Origin of the sequence: Streptomyces sp. NPDC057474 (assembly GCF_042802555.1) — a bacterium.
GTDB lineage: Bacteria > Actinomycetota > Actinomycetes > Streptomycetales > Streptomycetaceae > Streptomyces.
In genome coordinates this window covers 1-14,325 of the sequence record NZ_JBHVDX010000092.1, presented here as the reverse complement: position 1 = coordinate 14,325, position 14,325 = coordinate 1, and the positions used below count along the sequence as shown (strand labels likewise).

Genomic DNA, 14,325 nt, shown 5'->3' with positions numbered 1-14,325 from the left:
TGCCGGGAGATCTCAAGGACTCGTATGAAAGCCCTCATCCTCGCCGGCGGTACCGGCAGCCGCTTGCGCCCCCTCACCCACACGGCGGCGAAACAACTCGTACCCGTGGCCAACAGGCCGATCCTCTTCTACGGCGTCGAAGCGCTGGTGGCCGCCGGCGTCACCGACCTCGGGATCGTCGTGGGGGACACCCATCGGGAGATCCGTGACGCGGTGGGCGACGGCTCGGCGTTCGGCGCGCGGGTCACCTACATTCGCCAGCACAAACCGCTGGGCCTGGCCCACGCGGTCCGGATCTCCCGCGACTTCCTCGGCGACGACGACTTCGTGATGTATCTCGGCGACAACTTCCTCGTCGGAGGCATCGCGCACATCGTGGACGGCTTTCACCGCCATGCGCACGACGAACGGCCCGATGCCGGGATTCTGCTGACGCGCGTGCGCAACCCCTCGGCGTTCGGAGTGGCCGAACTCGCCTCGGACGGCCGGGTGGCACGGCTGGAGGAGAAGCCGGAACACCCGCGGAGCGATCTCGCCCTGGTCGGGGTGTACTTGTTCACTCCGGCGATCCACGAGGCCGTGGCCGCCATCACCCCCTCGGCCCGGGGCGAGCTGGAGATCACGGACGCCCTGCAGTGGCTCATCGACCAGGGCCGCTCCGTCACCTCGACCCTGGTGAAGGGCTATTGGAAGGACACCGGTACGGTCGCCGACCTGCTGGAGGTCAACCGCACCATCCTGGAGGACCTGACGCCCGAAGCGATCGGCTCGGTCGACGACGCCAGCGTGATCACCGGCCGGGTACGGATCGAACCCGGCGCTCGCATCGTGCGCTCCCGCATCGTCGGTCCGGCCGTGATCGGCGCCGACACCCTGGTCGCCGATTCCTACATCGGCCCGTGCACATCGATCGCGGACGGCTGCCGCATCGTCCACAGCGAGCTGGCGGACTCGATCGTCCTGACTCGCTCCGTCATCGAGGGGATCGGACGCATCGAGGCCTCGCTCATCGGCCGTCACGTGCGAGTGAGCCGCACGGACGCCACTGACCACCCCGCCGCCGGCCGCCCCCACCGTCTCGTCCTCGGTGACCACAGCAGCGTGCAGATCACGCCCTGACCACTTCAGGAATCCGCATGAGAATTCTCGTCACAGGCGGAGCCGGTTTCATAGGCTCCCACTTCGTCCGCCTCCTGCTCGGCCGGGAAACCGACCAGCGCGTCACGGTGACCGTCCTGGACGCCCTCACGTACGCGGGCGATCTCGCCAAACTGGAGGCGGTGGCAGACGACCCACGACTCGTCTTCGTCCACGGCGACGTACGGGACCAGCCGCTCGTCACCGACCTCGTGGGCCGCCACGACTCGGTGGTGCACTTCGCCGCCGAATCCCATGTCGACCGCTCCATCGACCACGCCGCGGACTTCGTCTCCACCAACGTCCTGGGCACGCGGACCCTGTTGGACGCCGTCCTGGATCACTCCGCCCACCGTCCGACGCCGATCCCCTTCCTCCATGTGTCCACCGACGAGGTCTACGGATCGATCACGAGCGGCTCCTGGACCGAGGAGTGCCCGCCCGCACCCCGGTCCCCGTACGCCGCCTCCAAGGCGTCCGCCGACCTGCTGGCGCTCGCCTACCACCACACCCACGGACTGGACGTCCGGGTGACCCGCTGCTCCAACAACTACGGCTCGTACCAGCACCCCGAGAAGCTCATCCCGCGCTTCGCCACCCGTCTCCTCACCGGGGGCCTGCTCCCGCTCTACGGTGACGGGCGCAATGTGCGGGACTGGATCCATGTCGAGGACCACTGCCGGGCCCTGCTGCGGGTGCTCCTGGCGGGCCGCCCGGGCCGGATCTACAACATCGGCGCGGACAACGAACTGACCAATCTGCGGCTCACCGAATTGCTGCTGGCCGCCTACGGCGCCGACCCTGACAGGATCGACTACGTCGCCGACCGCAAAGGTCATGACGCGCGCTACTCGGTCGACGCCAGCAGGATCCGTCAGGAGTTGGGCTGGCGGCCCCGCCACTCATTGGCCCAGGGACTGTCGCAGACTCTGGACTGGTACCGGGATAACCGATCCTGGTGGGAGAGCCGCTCGGAGTACCAGGTGCGGGGCTGACGACGTGCGCATACCGTCCGCCTGGCTCTGAGCTCCGCGATCTTTGAACCAGACATCTGCAACGGCTTGTTCCCGGTGACGGGCCCTCTCCTCGCTGTCGTCAGACCTTCAACGACGCTAGGCTCCCCGGCCGCACCGGCCCTGAAAACCCTCGCCGACCGAACTCGCTCCCGCCTGTCGCCAATGGGCGTCGCTCAAGGTTGAGGGGAGGGTAGGTCGCGGCCAAATGTGCCGAGGGGGACACCGCGCCCTCCGTGTGCCCTGTCTCGAGCCGCGTCGGGGGTGCGAGGGCCGACAAAATGTCTGGACAACAAGTAGGCCCCAGGTCGCTGACCTGGGGCTTCAAGAAGAGCGGGTGACGAGAATCGAACTCGCACTCTCAGCTTGGGAAGCTGATGTTCTACCACTAAACTACACCCGCGTAAGACGCCGGTCGGTGCCGGTGTCGGAACGCGTTGTCACTTTACCTCATGCCGGGTCCCGCGCGCTGAAAGCGTGGGGCCCGGTGTTGTTTGCGGGGTGGGGATGGGGCTGCGGGGCGCGGGAGTTGGGGCGTACGGTGGAGGCGTGGAAGAGGGTCCGGGTGGGCCTTCGACGGGATCGGAGTGCCGCCTGGAGGGCCGTCCCAATCATCCCGTAATGTGGCTTTCGTCGTCAGGTCGACGTAGGTCGACAGCCAGACGCGGCTCTTGGGGAAGGGACTCTTGGACTTGATGGAGCGCACCGTCGTCCGTTGTGCCGATGGGCACATGTTCAGCACCGCTTCGTTCCCGATGCAGCAGGCCGAACGCCTCGGCCCCGGTCGGCTCATGCGATGCCCACGCTGTGCCCGGTTGCGCAGTGTCGTACCGGTGGCGTTGGAAAAGCGGTAGAAGCGGAACAAGCGGAACAGCGGAACAAGCGGATATGCGGAAGTAGCGGTAGCCGTAGCAGCAACTGAGGCGCGCGGGTCCGTCCGGCTGGTTATGGGCGGCCCGCGCGTCTTGCGTATCCTCGGGGCGTGCTTCTCTCAGACAAGGACATCCGGGCCGAGATCGACGCCGGTCGGGTGCGGATCGATCCGTACGACGAATCCATGGTGCAGCCGTCGAGCGTCGACGTGCGTCTCGACCGCTTCTTCCGGGTGTTCGAGAACCACCGGTATCCGCACATCGACCCGTCCGTCGAACAGGCCGATCTCACGCGGCTCGTCGAGCCCGAGGGGGATGAGCCGTTCATCCTGCATCCGGGCGAGTTCGTGCTCGCGAGTACGTACGAGGTCATCTCCCTCCCCGACGATCTCGCCTCACGGCTGGAAGGGAAGAGCTCCCTGGGCAGGCTCGGGCTCGTCACCCACTCCACCGCCGGGTTCATCGACCCCGGGTTCTCCGGGCACGTGACGCTCGAGCTGTCGAATCTCGCCACGCTTCCCATCAAGCTCTGGCCGGGCATGAAGATCGGGCAGCTGTGCCTGTTCCGGCTCAGCTCGCCGGCCGAGTTCCCGTACGGCAGCGAGCGGTACGGGTCCCGCTACCAGGGCCAGCGCGGGCCGACCGCCTCCCGGTCCTTCCTCAACTTCCACCGGACCCAGGTGTGAGCGCCGAGAAGGCCGGGACGAGCGGCGACGCGATCGTCCGCGAGAACCTCACCTACGAGGCGTTCGGCACCGCCGTACGCGAACTCGCGCAGACCATCGCCGACGACGGGTACGAGCCCGACATCGTGCTGTCCATCGCCCGGGGCGGCGTCTTCGTCGCAGGCGGGCTCGCCTACGCCCTGGACTGCAAGAACATCCACCTCGTGAACGTGGAGTTCTACACCGGCGTGGGCACGACACTCGACATGCCCGTCATGCTCGCGCCCGTCCCGAACGCGATCGACTTCTCCGACAAGAAGGTCCTGATCACGGACGACGTCGCCGACACGGGCAAGACGCTCAAGCTCGTCCACGACTTCTGCCTCGACGCCGTGGCCGAGGTGCGGTCCGCCGTGATCTATGAGAAGTCCCACTCCCTCGTGAAGTGCGAGTACGTGTGGAAGCGGACAAATGAGTGGATCAACTTCCCGTGGAGTGTGTTGCCTGTAGTACGTAAGTTGGGGGAGGCGTCCAGGCCGAGCAAGGAAGCTCTTTGACAAGGTCCTGCCCGTCATTTCCCTGCTGTTAGTTTCATCGACGCTTCTTCCAGATTCGTACCGACGGGGGTGGGGTTAATGGCCTCTTCCAGCGCTTCTTCAGCTCGCGCAACGGCTGCTTTCAGTGTTCGAGGATGTAAGCTGAATCGCCGTGGGCTTGAGAAGCTGGTTCGGGCGATGCAAGAAGGAGCGCCTACGGATGCGACGCTGACGTATTCGACGGCGCGAGGTGTTACGACTTATGAGGCTGATTCTGTACAAGGTTTGGCCGACGCTGTAGCAGCCTCGACTGAGCCTGGCGACTCAGATGTTCTGAATAACCTCGTAGTGGTAACTCATCACTATGATGGCCAGCCTTCTGTGCGTACTATGAATACCATTCGCGTTTCGATCAACGACGGTCGGGCGAGCTGCGGTGCGTCTGGCGAGCCGACTTGGGTGAAGGGGAAGGTCGCAACCCTGCAGCCATTGCTTGATGAGCTGCGTCCCTTCAAGTGGGGGTTTTGGTACCTTCCGCGCTATAGCTACGTTATTTGGTGTGCCTCACTCGGTTCGTGGGCGTCGTTGATCATCAATAATGTACTCCCGTCTGATTCCCCTGCGGATTATCTTGTGCTCGCGGCCTGCGTCGCGGCTAGCGCTTTTATCGGATTCGCTGTCAGTGGATTCATTGTGCGCAAAGCGAGACTTGAGATCTGGCTGACGCGTGACGACTTTCCCGAGGGGTATTGGCGCTTTAGTGCAAGCGAAGCCACAACTGCAGCTATTGCAATTTTGGGTTTGATTGTTGCTGTAATTTTTGGAGTGACAGCACACAAAGATGCCCAGAAGGATGAGGGTGTCGGCAAATCTATGCCGACGGTGCGAAGCATCTTCGATAATTCTCGGTGAGCTGGCCTGCCGATGTGCACGACGTCGCCCCACCCGATACTGGTAGCGGCAAGACGAATAGGCATCAACCTACTCGCTTCGACTGATGGGGCTGCATGCCCGGGACTCAGTGGTGGCCAACACGCTTTCCAACTGTGGTGGTGGGGTGTTGGGGTGCGTACAGGCGCGTTCACCTGCGTTCATGGGCGGTTAGCCGTGCGAGCGGCTACCAGCTTCGGTCCTGTCTGAACCGCCGTGAACGGCGCTGAATGAGACGGGAACTGAGACGGGCTGGAGCCGGGGGCCGCGTCGATCACGCACGGCTGGCTGGCCATGTCTGCCCCACCCCGGTCAATCCAGTCGCGTGGCCAACTCCGGGAAGTTGTTCGGTATATCCAGGATTGAAGCTGGCAGGACGCCCAACTTGGACATGCTGAACGCAGCCGAAGAGAGAGCAACGGCCTGTCCCAAAGCACTGTCCCGGCTGAGGACGAACACCCACTCATGCTCAGAACTCGGCAGCGTGCTGGGCAGGGTGAGCGGCCCTAGCTCACCCAACGCAACACTGATCTTCTGGCATAGCTCAGGGCTCAAACGCTCTCTTGCAGGTGTCACGAACTGCTTCAAGTAGTGCATCGACAGCCGCTTCACACCGTGGTCGACCTCGACGGCATGGGCGATCTTGGTGAAGTCCATAGCACGGCAACTTACTGACTTGCGAGCGTGGTTGCGCGTGGATCGTGCCAAACGTTCCCGAACTCTTTCTCCGGGCTCTGGGCCGTGCGCCGCGGGTGCTGTCGAGACACAGCGGTCTGGAAACTGGTCCGGATGGTGGGGTTGGCCTGCTGGCATCCTACGATTGAAGACCCATCAAACCTGTTCACGAGCGCCCAATTATTGGCTTCCTGATCTCATCTCTGGCCTTTTCCACGGCGATCCAGTTCCACTCGCGTCTCTCCCTGACTTGCGTGGTCTCCCCTGTGATGCGCCAGCCATCCATCCACTTGCCGTCACCGTGATTACGGGCTTTGCAGGAGCATTTACATGAATGCCCTACAGCATTTCTGCAGCGCGCATTGCACTCCTCATCGCTGTCGTACTCGCGACCTACTGCAATTCGCGGGTAACGACGAAGGAGGACCTCGGCAAGATTGATGAAGTGGCGGTTAGCCACCGTCCAGGACCCAAGGCCATCCTCCCATTTTGGCTGCACGCGTTCGCCGAGGTAGGTCGTGATGAAATCTTCGTGGCTCGTGTAGGTATGCTTCGGCAGCCACACAGCCATGCGGCCCCGCGCGGGCAGTGCGATGGAGGGCAACACCTCGCCGCTCCAACTGGGGAACCATTTTGGCGGCGCTACAAAGGAAGGTGTTGGCAAAGTGATGCGCCCGTAGACGCCCGGGCCGAGGACTCTCGAGGCTTTGGGCTCTGATTGTGTCTTGCCAGAATTCTGAGGTGTCGGCCGAACTGGCTTGCAGACAATCTCTCCTGATGTCGTGCACAGCGACAGCTGCCCAGGTTCGTTGTGGGCGAGGGCCTTACCCGACCGAGTATGGACCTTGACCTGAGCCCCACACACCTCGCAGGTGTGGAATCTGGAGTACGGATTAGTCATTGCTACGCCCCCGTTCGTCGGTCAATGGGTACGGTAGCGGTCAGACGAGGGTCAGACGAGGGTCAGACGAGGGTCAGACGAGGGTCAGACGAGGGTCAGACGAGGGTCAGACGATAGGCTGCTTGAGGTTGCCGCTGTACGGCCACAACTGATCATTGGCGGCCGTGACCTGCGGCGGCCTAATCGATCACCGCCTTGACCTGCTGCTGAGTTGTCGGCAGTTGTCGACGTTGGTCATTGTTGAGCGCCCTTCCACGGCCCGAGGACGGCCCGGGAGGGCGCTCACACGCCGGTTTACTGATCACTGGTCTTGCTGACCAGCGAGGCTGACGAAGCCCACGGCTCTGAACAGCTCAGATGCCGTGGGCTTCTGTCGTTGTTGGTCGGCGTCGGGTGACCTTGGACGGCCCAGGGACGTTCCGAGAACGGTCACTCGGCAGACGTCGCCACCTCGTGCAGCCGCACCCTCACCTGGTGGTTGTGCTCGGCGTGCCCGATGACTTCACCGAGGAGGCGGGCCCCGAGTGCCGGCAGGTCCATCCTCTGTGGCATCACCGTGATCTCGGCGAGCGCCATGGCGTCCGGAACACCGTCGACACGGATGAAAACCCCGAAGCGCTGGCGTCCGATGACCTCTCCAGCGATAGAGGCTCCCAAGGGTAGAGCCGCGACGGTCGCCGCCCATCTCCGATGGTGCAGCTCCGTCGGCACTTCGGCGACCGTCGGCCATGCGTACTCGTCCATGGAAAGATCATGACCACGCGGCAGGCCCTCGACCACCCTCCAAGCGTCGACCTATTCGTCCCGAAGCAACTTGGTCCACTGACGTCCGCGCTCGTCCGCTGGCGTTGTCACGCATCAAAGGTCAGTAGACACGCACCCTGGGCGGCTTCCAGTGTGTTTGGTGGTCGGGATCATCGCTCTTTGCGCGCCTCCTGTCCCACCTCTCGATCCGTAGCGGTTCAGAGACTCCGGTAGATCAGCCAACCGCCAAGACCGAGCACTGCCGGGGAGCCCACGAACCAAATGGCCATCCCGGTCCGCCAGAGCTGGCCGTCACTGACCTTGCGGCTCAGGATGCCAAACACTGGAAGTCCGATGGCGATCACGAGTATGCCGACGAAGAGACCCACGCTGCTGCCCCCGTTGGTCGCTGGTTATAGAAGCGTAGGGGGACACGCGATTCCTGGACCCTCTGCGTACGCGATCCACGTCAGCGAGGCAGCAAACGCGGGCGGTGAAGCCTCAATAGGTCAGTCAAGCCTTACGCGATCTTGAAAACCGTCGTGGCAGCGATGTCACCGTGGGTTCAAATCCCACACCCGCCGCAGGTGAGCGGCCCCTGACCAGGTAGATCGGTCAGGGGACGTTCCCATATACGCTGTCCGGCAACCACCGTGGTTCCCTGTCAGTTACCGCTCGAGCGGGCACGGCAGGGGCACGGGCTCCGGCGCCTTACGCGTCAGCCATCGCCCGGTTGCCGTGGACCTTGGCAGCTTGCTCCCATTTGCACGCCGTGCACCGTTCAAGGTACGCGTACGGGGAGGCGTCCATGGCCTTGGCCTCTGGCATGACCGCGAAGTTCCGGCGGCTGTGCACTCGACCACATGGGGCGTCCGCAGAGTGGTAAATCGTGAGTTCGGGACCTGGGGTGGTCCGCACCAGGCAGGGGAGCTGGTCACTGGTGTTCGCAAGTTGGGTGAGCACCTCATCAATCATCGAGAGATCCCTATCGAGGGCGCGTTGCAGCTTCTGGCTCTTCTTGCGGTGATCATCAAGGATCTTGAGCTTGCGCAGCCGGAGCGCTTGGACATGGTCAGCGAATGACATGGACCCTCCATAAGAAGTGCTAAACGAGATGAGCATTTTTTAGCGTGGAGGGTCTGGCTGAGTCTTGGGAACGAGGCGATCTGGCAGGAGTTCCAGCGTTTTCACCTGCTGCTGGTGTGCCGTGTGCTAAAAGCGCGGTCGGTGGAGCGACTTTGGGCGGGAGCTGCCATGGGGCGAGTGATCATGGCCCCGTAAGCTTCCGGCGAGTCGGGCAGTCTGTGGACCTGCCCGTTAAAGCACGACGTTGGGGCCATGATCTTCGAGGCTCGCCCCGTGGTGGCTGCCTAAAGTCGCGGAGCCGACCGCCCCAGCCAAAGCGGGTTTCCTGCCTCCGCCCGCTGCACGTAGCGCGCCGCCGGGCGCGGCCAGCCGGGGCGCAGACAGGAGGCAGGCCGCGCCGCAGAGGCGGAGCGCGCCCGCGCCGTGCGCGGGCCTTGAACCCGTGAAGAAGGTTGTTACTCAGTAGTGGATGTGATGCGCCACAAAGGCGCCTCATAGCGTTCCGGATGGCTGCTGATGAGCAGTTGGCGCAGGTCTTCGCGTAGGGAGCCGTTGAGGTTCAGTGCCTCGGTGATACGGCGGAACGTCGTGTGGGTGACTCCACGGTTGCGGGCGTCGGCTTCGAACTGGTCGAGTTGGGACAGCACGGCCTCGGGGTCGAGCTTCACCGGTGGCTGGTCCTTGAGCCACGCGGCCTTGTTGCGCTCGTAATCGATCTCCGAGTACCCGCAGATCTCGCGGCAGTGTGCCTCGACCTCGTCCAGGGTTGCGGTCGCCGTGATGGCGCGGGCCAACTGGTTGCGGCTCAGCGCTTCGTCCAGGTCGACCTCATAGACAGTCGGACCTTCGTCAGTGAGAGGGACGGGAAGGCCGGCGTCTCGCATCTCGCACGTGCCGCGTACACCTCGGGCCGTCGCCGCCAGCATCCCGGTTGCTTCGGAGGGGTGCCACTCCAGGACCGAGCTGACCAGCTCAACGTCCTTGGCCGTGAAGGTATGGACGAGCGGGCCGAGTACGCCGCGCAGTTCATCGGGAGGCAGTTCGCCGTCCAGGCCGGGGCCTGCGACCAGGAGGCGGATCGGTGCGTTCACCTGGCAGCACGCGGCGAGCGTGACGGCGTCGGCGAGCGGGCTCTTCAGTGTCGGCTCATCGCCTTGGGCGAGGATGTCTCCGCCAACGTCCAGGAGATCGATGGACTCCGGCGACAAGAGGCTCACCAGCTCTTCGAGCTGGCGGGTGATGCCCTCGACTCCGTGGTGTGGGTCGATCAGCGCGAAGGTATGCGGGAGCTCTGCTGCGAGTCGGGGGAGGGTGGAGCCTGCTGGAGCGATCGGGCGGGCCTCGGCCGGCACTGTCTGGACTGCTGGGGTGAGGTGTTGGAGGCCGGTGAAGTTGTTCGGTCCTCGGGGGCCCGGTACCGGGTCGATCAGGAGGCGGTCCCACGCGTACGTGAGGATCACCGCCTGGTCCTCGTCGCCGTAGAGGGCGGCGTGAAGCATTGCGGCGGCGACTGCGTCGCCCCCTCCTCCTGCTGCGACGATCAACCGCTTCATGCGGTTCAGCCTACGGGGTCGGGGGTTGACCACTCACTCTATAGTGGCTACTGGCCATAGCCACTTGGGCTGGGAAGATGAGGAGGAGACATGCCTCAGATCGAGGAGGCTCAGCCGAAGTATCTCCAGATCGCGCACTACATTCGTGATCAGATTCTTCGGGGTGACCTGCGGCCGGGGGACGAGGTTCCCTCGGAGCGCCAGTTGGCTGCGAACTGGAAGGTGTCCCGCCCTACTGCTGCGCGGTCGCTGGAGGCGCTGAGCAATCAGGGCCTCGTTGAGAAGCGTCAGGGATCGGGCACGTACGTGCGCAGCCTGGAGGTCAACCGGCGGGCGCGTGAGCTGTACGGGAGGGCTCGGCAGACCGGGAAGATCTACACGCCCGGTGAGTACGCGGTGATCACCTCGGCCGGTTGGATGGAAGCCCCGGATCACGTTGTTGAGTCTTTGGGCCTGGTCAAGGATCTTCGGGCTGTGCATCGGCGCCGGGTGACGAACAATCAGGACGGGCCGATCACTCTGTCCACTTCGTGGTTCGCTCCGGACGTCGGCCAGCGCGCCCCGAGGCTCCTTGAGCCGGAGCGGATCCAGGAAGGGACGCTCATGTACGTCGAGAACATGACCGGGCGGCAGGGGAGTTATGCCGAAGACCGTATGTGCGCTCGCAGTGCGACAGAGGAGGAGGCGACAGACCTCCAGCTACAGGCCGGGTCTGCAGTCCTGATCGTTCATCACGTCGTCTTCGACCTTCAGGACCGGCCGTTGGAGTTCGCCGAAGCCACCTATCCGCCGCATCGCTGGGCCTTCGAGCAGGGCTACCCGCTCACCTGATGGCCTGGGAGTTGTGTCGAACCGCTTGCACAGTCCAAGTGGCTAATGCCACTATCCAGGAAGTGGCTAAGGCCACTTGGATTCGGAAGGGGGCACGGAGTGACGAGTCAGCGGCCGGACCAGGGCGCGCGTGCAACTTGCGGGGGATGTCGGGGGCGCGGTTGGAAGCGCGTCGGCTCCCGCACGGCACTGGCGCTCTCCACGGCCAATGACCGCCTCTGTGTCACATCGAAGCGACGCTGCCTCGACTGCGACGGCAGCGGCAAGGAGTGAGTGCGGATGGCTTACACGATCGACCGCTTTCCCTCTGCGGACTCGCCGCGACTCGGTGCCATGACCCTGCACCCTGTCGCGGAGTCCGTACCTCGGGCGCGGCGCTGGTTCCGGAAGTTCATCGCCCCGTACAACCCGGCCTGCTCGATCGACGACTGTGTGTTGATGATCTCGGAGCTGGTGACCAACGCCATTCTCTACGGCCGGGCTGACGAGACCTGGACGGTGCGCGTTGCTTGGTATCGCGTGGAGACGTCGCTCCGGATCGAGGTGCACAACCCTGGGTTCCCGGCGAGTGTGCGTATGCGGCAACCGGAGGCCAGTGATGCCCATGGGCGCGGGTTGCTCCTCGTCGACTCCATCGCCGAGTCGTGGCACTCCGGTCCAAGTCGCTTCGGCGGGACAGTCGTCTCCTTCGACGTTGCCGACGCGTGGCCGTCCGATGAGGGCGTTGGGCCGGTTCTGTCCTGACGGCCCAGTTGTCGCTAGTCTGGTTGACCAGTTGACTTGGCCAATCTCGACAGGCGGCGTTCATGGCGTATGAAGTGGCGGCACCGAAGTATGTGCGCCTCGCGCAGACGCTCCAGCGCCGCATCGAGGACGGCACCTATGCGCCCGGCACTCGGGTGCCCAGTGAGAACCAACTGGTGCAGGCCTTCGGGATGTCCCGCCCGACCGTCGTGCGGGCGCTGGAGCTGCTGAAGCGTGACGGTTGGCTGGAATCCCGGCAGGGGTACGGCACGATCGTTCGGGGCCGTCCGGAAGTTGTTGAGCAACAGGATCGGCGGGGGCGAGAAGCCCTGGAGCGCGATGAGTTGCGGGCCTCGGGGCGCCTGGTCGAAGTCGCCGAAGTCCCCGTTCCGGCGCGGGTCGCCTCCGCGCTCGGGCTTCCGAAGCGAGCCAGGGTCCTCATGCGACGCTTCCTGGTGGAGGAGGACGGCGAAGCGGTCGAGTTGGTCTCGTCGTACTTCCCCGCCGGCCTGGTCGAGGGCACCGAGCTGGCGAGCGTCGAAGCCCTGAGCGGCAGTGTGCGCAAGCACGTGGAAGCTCGGAAGAAGGTCCGCTACGACCATGTGACGGAGCGGGTCTCGGCTCGACTGCCTGAGAGTGGTGAAGCCGAGCTTCTGGGCTTGCCGGATGGAGTGCCCGTGCTCAGCGTCCTCGTCATCGCGTGCGATGCGGCCGGGCAAGCACTGCAAGTCTCTGACGTGCTACTTCCTGCCGATCGTCAGGAACTCGAAGACACCTATCGCTTGAACTGACGCCTGATCCAGGCGAGTTCACCCTCAACTCCACTTGACAAGTCAACCTGTCATCCCTAACTTCGGACTTGGTAAGTCAACTTGTCAGCTGGCAAATTGATCGACTCAGAAGGAGAAATCTCTGTGCGTGTGATCCGCATTGACGCCTCGACCGCGTGACCCCGCGTCAGAACGTAGATCGGCGGAGTCCCAATGACCGAGTCAAGCCTCCGGCGATCTTGAAAACCGTCGTGGTGCGAGTCGCCGTGGGTTCAATCCCCACACCCACCCGCAGTTGAACGGCCCCTGACCAGGTCAGATGGTCAGGGGCCGTGGCGCTGCCGGGTACCCGTTCGGCACCGTGGTTCACCGCGCATCCCCGCGTATCGCGCACGGATGGGCCACGGAGCTTCTGTTCCGTACCGGGCGCGAGGGCCATCGAGAGGCGCTGCGGAACCTCAGTTCCTCCTCAGAACTCATGCAAGTTCTTGGTTCCGGCTTCATCACGCTGGCATGATCACGTCTATTGCAGAGCGGCGGCTGATCACAGTCGTCTGCGCTCCCTTGACCAAGGAGTTCTGTCATGCGCACATCTAGAGTTGCCTCGTTCTTGCTCGTCCCTTGTCTTGCGCTCGCCGTGTTGAGCACCGTCAGTCCTGCTATGGCGGCAGATCCAGAGCCAGCCGCAACCGAAACTCCGGTTATTGAGACCGCCCCTCCCGCTGAGCCTGAGGAGGGTGACCTTGTAGAGGTGGAGGACACGGAAAGCGAGGAGCCCGCCCCGACGGAGCCAGCGCCCCCGGGGCAGCCAGTTCCGTTTGGGCAGGCGTGCTTGGACGGCTACAGGTATGAGCCCACCAGCAAGGGAAAGAGCTACCACAAGGGTGTGGGCGTCGAGCAGGCCAACTACAACGGAACATCGAGGACGGCAAGGTCGACCTTCACTTCCGAAGCGGAGGGTGAAGTTGGCATCGCTGTGAGCGGCAAGCTCAAGATGAAGGCCTCAACTGTGATCGCCGAGGTGGAGAAGGAATTCGGGATCGAACTCTCTCTGAAGCTGCGGACCAAGATTGGCAACATGATCCGGGTGGATACGCCGTCCAAGAAGACGACCTACGCTCGCTACGGGGTCTACCGACTCAAAACCAAGGGCTACAGTCAGTACGTCTACATCAACTGCACCAAGGGTGTTAAGCACAACTCGACGATGTACACGCCACGGCGTGTCGGCTGGGCCATCTGGGAGAAATGACATGTCGCATCGATCCCTTGCCGTACTGAGCCTGTTGTCCGCTGTTGTGCTCCTTCCTGTAACAGCTTGCACGGCGGACGACTCCGAGGCGCAACAACCCGTACGGTCGTCTGAACCTTCCTCAGAGACAGTAACTGAAACCTCAGTCACTGAATCTGCCTCCCCACAGCATTCCGTGGAACAACCCCCAGAGTTGGACAAGACCGAGACCGTCGCTGCCCGTCAAGGTAAGACGCAAGGGAACCGCAGTATCGAATTCGGCGAGGGCAAAAAGGGCGACGCGCTCATTGTTGCCGTGCGGTGCCAGGGCAAGGGAACGATTGAGGTCACCGTGCGGCCCGTCAGCGTATCCTTCCCGCTCGAATGCCTCGGTGATGAAGTGAGTACCACCTACAACCAGGTTGCCGTGGCCGGAGTGGAAGACAAAGGGACCGTCTCCGTGGAAGCACCCTCAACCGTACGGTGGTCGATGACCATTGGCCGCGGTGAGGCAGCAGCCGAGGAAACGCCTGGGACGGACGGCGTTTAGTAGGACAGCCGCGAGGGCGGGTCAGGTTCTCGACGCCTGACCTGAGGATCCACCCACTGATCACAACTGATCACATGAGTGAGGGGC

The 14,325-nt window shown here is 63.7% G+C and carries 16 protein-coding genes and 1 tRNA gene; 10 read left to right on the top strand and 7 right to left on the bottom strand.

The genetic code is table 11. From position 1 onward, the window contains the following. Positions 1–24 precede the first annotated feature (24 nt). Positions 25–1,119, top strand: coding sequence for a glucose-1-phosphate thymidylyltransferase (locus tag ACFU53_RS24705; RefSeq protein WP_383996292.1), 1,095 nt, complete (start codon positions 25–27; stop codon positions 1,117–1,119). A gap of 17 nt (positions 1,120–1,136) precedes the next feature. Continuing rightward, positions 1,137–2,132, top strand: coding sequence for a dTDP-glucose 4,6-dehydratase (gene rfbB, locus ACFU53_RS24700; protein WP_383996289.1), 996 nt, complete (start codon positions 1,137–1,139; stop codon positions 2,130–2,132). Between the two features lie 350 nt (positions 2,133–2,482). On the opposite strand, the gene ACFU53_RS24695 is transcribed toward rfbB, so the two are convergent. Then, positions 2,483–2,553, bottom strand: a tRNA-Gly gene (locus ACFU53_RS24695). Between the two features lie 579 nt (positions 2,554–3,132). On the opposite strand from ACFU53_RS24695, the gene dcd reads away from it, so the two are divergent. The 3 genes from dcd to ACFU53_RS24680 all read left to right on the top strand — a co-directional run bounded on the left by dcd (position 3,133) and on the right by ACFU53_RS24680 (position 5,135). Further along, positions 3,133–3,708: a dCTP deaminase gene (gene dcd, locus ACFU53_RS24690; RefSeq protein ID WP_037702868.1), complete on the top strand. Its 576-nt coding sequence runs from the start codon at positions 3,133–3,135 to the stop codon at positions 3,706–3,708. Next, positions 3,705–4,244, top strand: a complete 540-nt coding sequence (locus tag ACFU53_RS24685; protein WP_383996286.1) for a phosphoribosyltransferase — start codon at positions 3,705–3,707, stop codon at positions 4,242–4,244. Before dcd ends, ACFU53_RS24685 begins: the two co-directional genes overlap by 4 nt. 78 nt (positions 4,245–4,322) lie before the next feature. Continuing rightward, positions 4,323–5,135, top strand: coding sequence for a hypothetical protein (locus ACFU53_RS24680; protein WP_383996283.1), 813 nt, complete (start codon positions 4,323–4,325; stop codon positions 5,133–5,135). A gap of 330 nt (positions 5,136–5,465) precedes the next feature. Here ACFU53_RS24680 and ACFU53_RS24675 read toward each other — a convergent pair whose 3' ends face one another. From ACFU53_RS24675 to ACFU53_RS24650, 6 genes are all read right to left on the bottom strand, one after another. Further along, a complete protein-coding gene (locus ACFU53_RS24675; protein ID WP_383996280.1) occupies positions 5,466–5,810 on the bottom strand; it encodes a hypothetical protein in 345 nt (114 codons plus the stop codon). A gap of 184 nt (positions 5,811–5,994) precedes the next feature. Then, entirely contained in the window at positions 5,995–6,435 is a 441-nt protein-coding gene (locus tag ACFU53_RS24670) for a hypothetical protein (RefSeq protein WP_383996277.1), read from the bottom strand. 723 nt (positions 6,436–7,158) lie between these two features. Beyond that, positions 7,159–7,473 (bottom strand): hypothetical protein, encoded by a 315-nt coding sequence (locus ACFU53_RS24665; protein ID WP_383996274.1) that lies wholly within the window; start codon positions 7,471–7,473, stop codon positions 7,159–7,161. 218 nt (positions 7,474–7,691) lie between these two features. After that, positions 7,692–7,862 carry a hypothetical protein gene (locus ACFU53_RS24660; protein WP_383996271.1) on the bottom strand — a complete coding sequence of 57 codons (171 nt, stop codon included), beginning with the start codon at positions 7,860–7,862 and terminating at the stop codon, positions 7,692–7,694. 322 nt (positions 7,863–8,184) lie between these two features. Then, entirely contained in the window at positions 8,185–8,559 is a 375-nt protein-coding gene (locus ACFU53_RS24655) for a hypothetical protein (protein ID WP_383996269.1), read from the bottom strand. A 455-nt stretch (positions 8,560–9,014) separates the two neighbouring features. Beyond that, positions 9,015–10,112: a DUF1152 domain-containing protein gene (locus ACFU53_RS24650; RefSeq protein ID WP_383996266.1), complete on the bottom strand. Its 1,098-nt coding sequence runs from the start codon at positions 10,110–10,112 to the stop codon at positions 9,015–9,017. 90 nt (positions 10,113–10,202) lie between these two features. On the opposite strand from ACFU53_RS24650, the gene ACFU53_RS24645 reads away from it, so the two are divergent. The 5 genes from ACFU53_RS24645 (at position 10,203) to ACFU53_RS24625 (ending at position 14,238) form a co-directional block, all read left to right on the top strand. Then, complete coding sequence (locus ACFU53_RS24645; protein ID WP_383996263.1) at positions 10,203–10,943, top strand: GntR family transcriptional regulator; 741 nt, start codon at positions 10,203–10,205, stop codon at positions 10,941–10,943. Positions 10,944–11,222: 279 nt separating this feature from the next. After that, complete coding sequence (locus ACFU53_RS24640) at positions 11,223–11,687, top strand: ATP-binding protein (RefSeq protein WP_327724892.1); 465 nt, start codon at positions 11,223–11,225, stop codon at positions 11,685–11,687. 62 nt (positions 11,688–11,749) lie between these two features. After that, complete coding sequence (locus ACFU53_RS24635; protein WP_383996260.1) at positions 11,750–12,478, top strand: GntR family transcriptional regulator; 729 nt, start codon at positions 11,750–11,752, stop codon at positions 12,476–12,478. Positions 12,479–13,040: 562 nt separating this feature from the next. Beyond that, the gene (locus ACFU53_RS24630) at positions 13,041–13,709 is read left to right on the top strand and encodes a hypothetical protein (RefSeq protein WP_383996257.1); all 669 of its coding nucleotides are present in this window, start codon (positions 13,041–13,043) and stop codon (positions 13,707–13,709) included. A 193-nt stretch (positions 13,710–13,902) separates the two neighbouring features. Then, positions 13,903–14,238: a hypothetical protein gene (locus tag ACFU53_RS24625; RefSeq protein WP_383996254.1), complete on the top strand. Its 336-nt coding sequence runs from the start codon at positions 13,903–13,905 to the stop codon at positions 14,236–14,238. Positions 14,239–14,325: the final 87 nt, after the last annotated feature.

Bases quoted from the DNA above. Each gene is read 5' to 3' on its own strand.
- ACFU53_RS24650 (WP_383996266.1), bottom strand. From the start codon at position 10,112: ATGAAGCGGTTGATCGTCGCAGCAGGAGGAGGGGGCGACGCAGTCGCC.
- ACFU53_RS24675 (WP_383996280.1), bottom strand. From the start codon at position 5,810: ATGGACTTCACCAAGATCGCCCATGCCGTCGAGGTCGACCACGGTGTG.
- ACFU53_RS24665 (WP_383996274.1), bottom strand. From the start codon at position 7,473: ATGGACGAGTACGCATGGCCGACGGTCGCCGAAGTGCCGACGGAGCTG.
- ACFU53_RS24655 (WP_383996269.1), bottom strand. From the start codon at position 8,559: ATGTCATTCGCTGACCATGTCCAAGCGCTCCGGCTGCGCAAGCTCAAG.
- ACFU53_RS24635 (WP_383996260.1), top strand. From the start codon at position 11,750: ATGGCGTATGAAGTGGCGGCACCGAAGTATGTGCGCCTCGCGCAGACG.
- rfbB (WP_383996289.1), top strand. From the start codon at position 1,137: ATGAGAATTCTCGTCACAGGCGGAGCCGGTTTCATAGGCTCCCACTTC.
- ACFU53_RS24630 (WP_383996257.1), top strand. From the start codon at position 13,041: ATGCGCACATCTAGAGTTGCCTCGTTCTTGCTCGTCCCTTGTCTTGCG.
- ACFU53_RS24680 (WP_383996283.1), top strand. From the start codon at position 4,323: ATGGCCTCTTCCAGCGCTTCTTCAGCTCGCGCAACGGCTGCTTTCAGT.
- ACFU53_RS24645 (WP_383996263.1), top strand. From the start codon at position 10,203: ATGCCTCAGATCGAGGAGGCTCAGCCGAAGTATCTCCAGATCGCGCAC.
- ACFU53_RS24640 (WP_327724892.1), top strand. From the start codon at position 11,223: ATGGCTTACACGATCGACCGCTTTCCCTCTGCGGACTCGCCGCGACTC.
- ACFU53_RS24705 (WP_383996292.1), top strand. From the start codon at position 25: ATGAAAGCCCTCATCCTCGCCGGCGGTACCGGCAGCCGCTTGCGCCCC.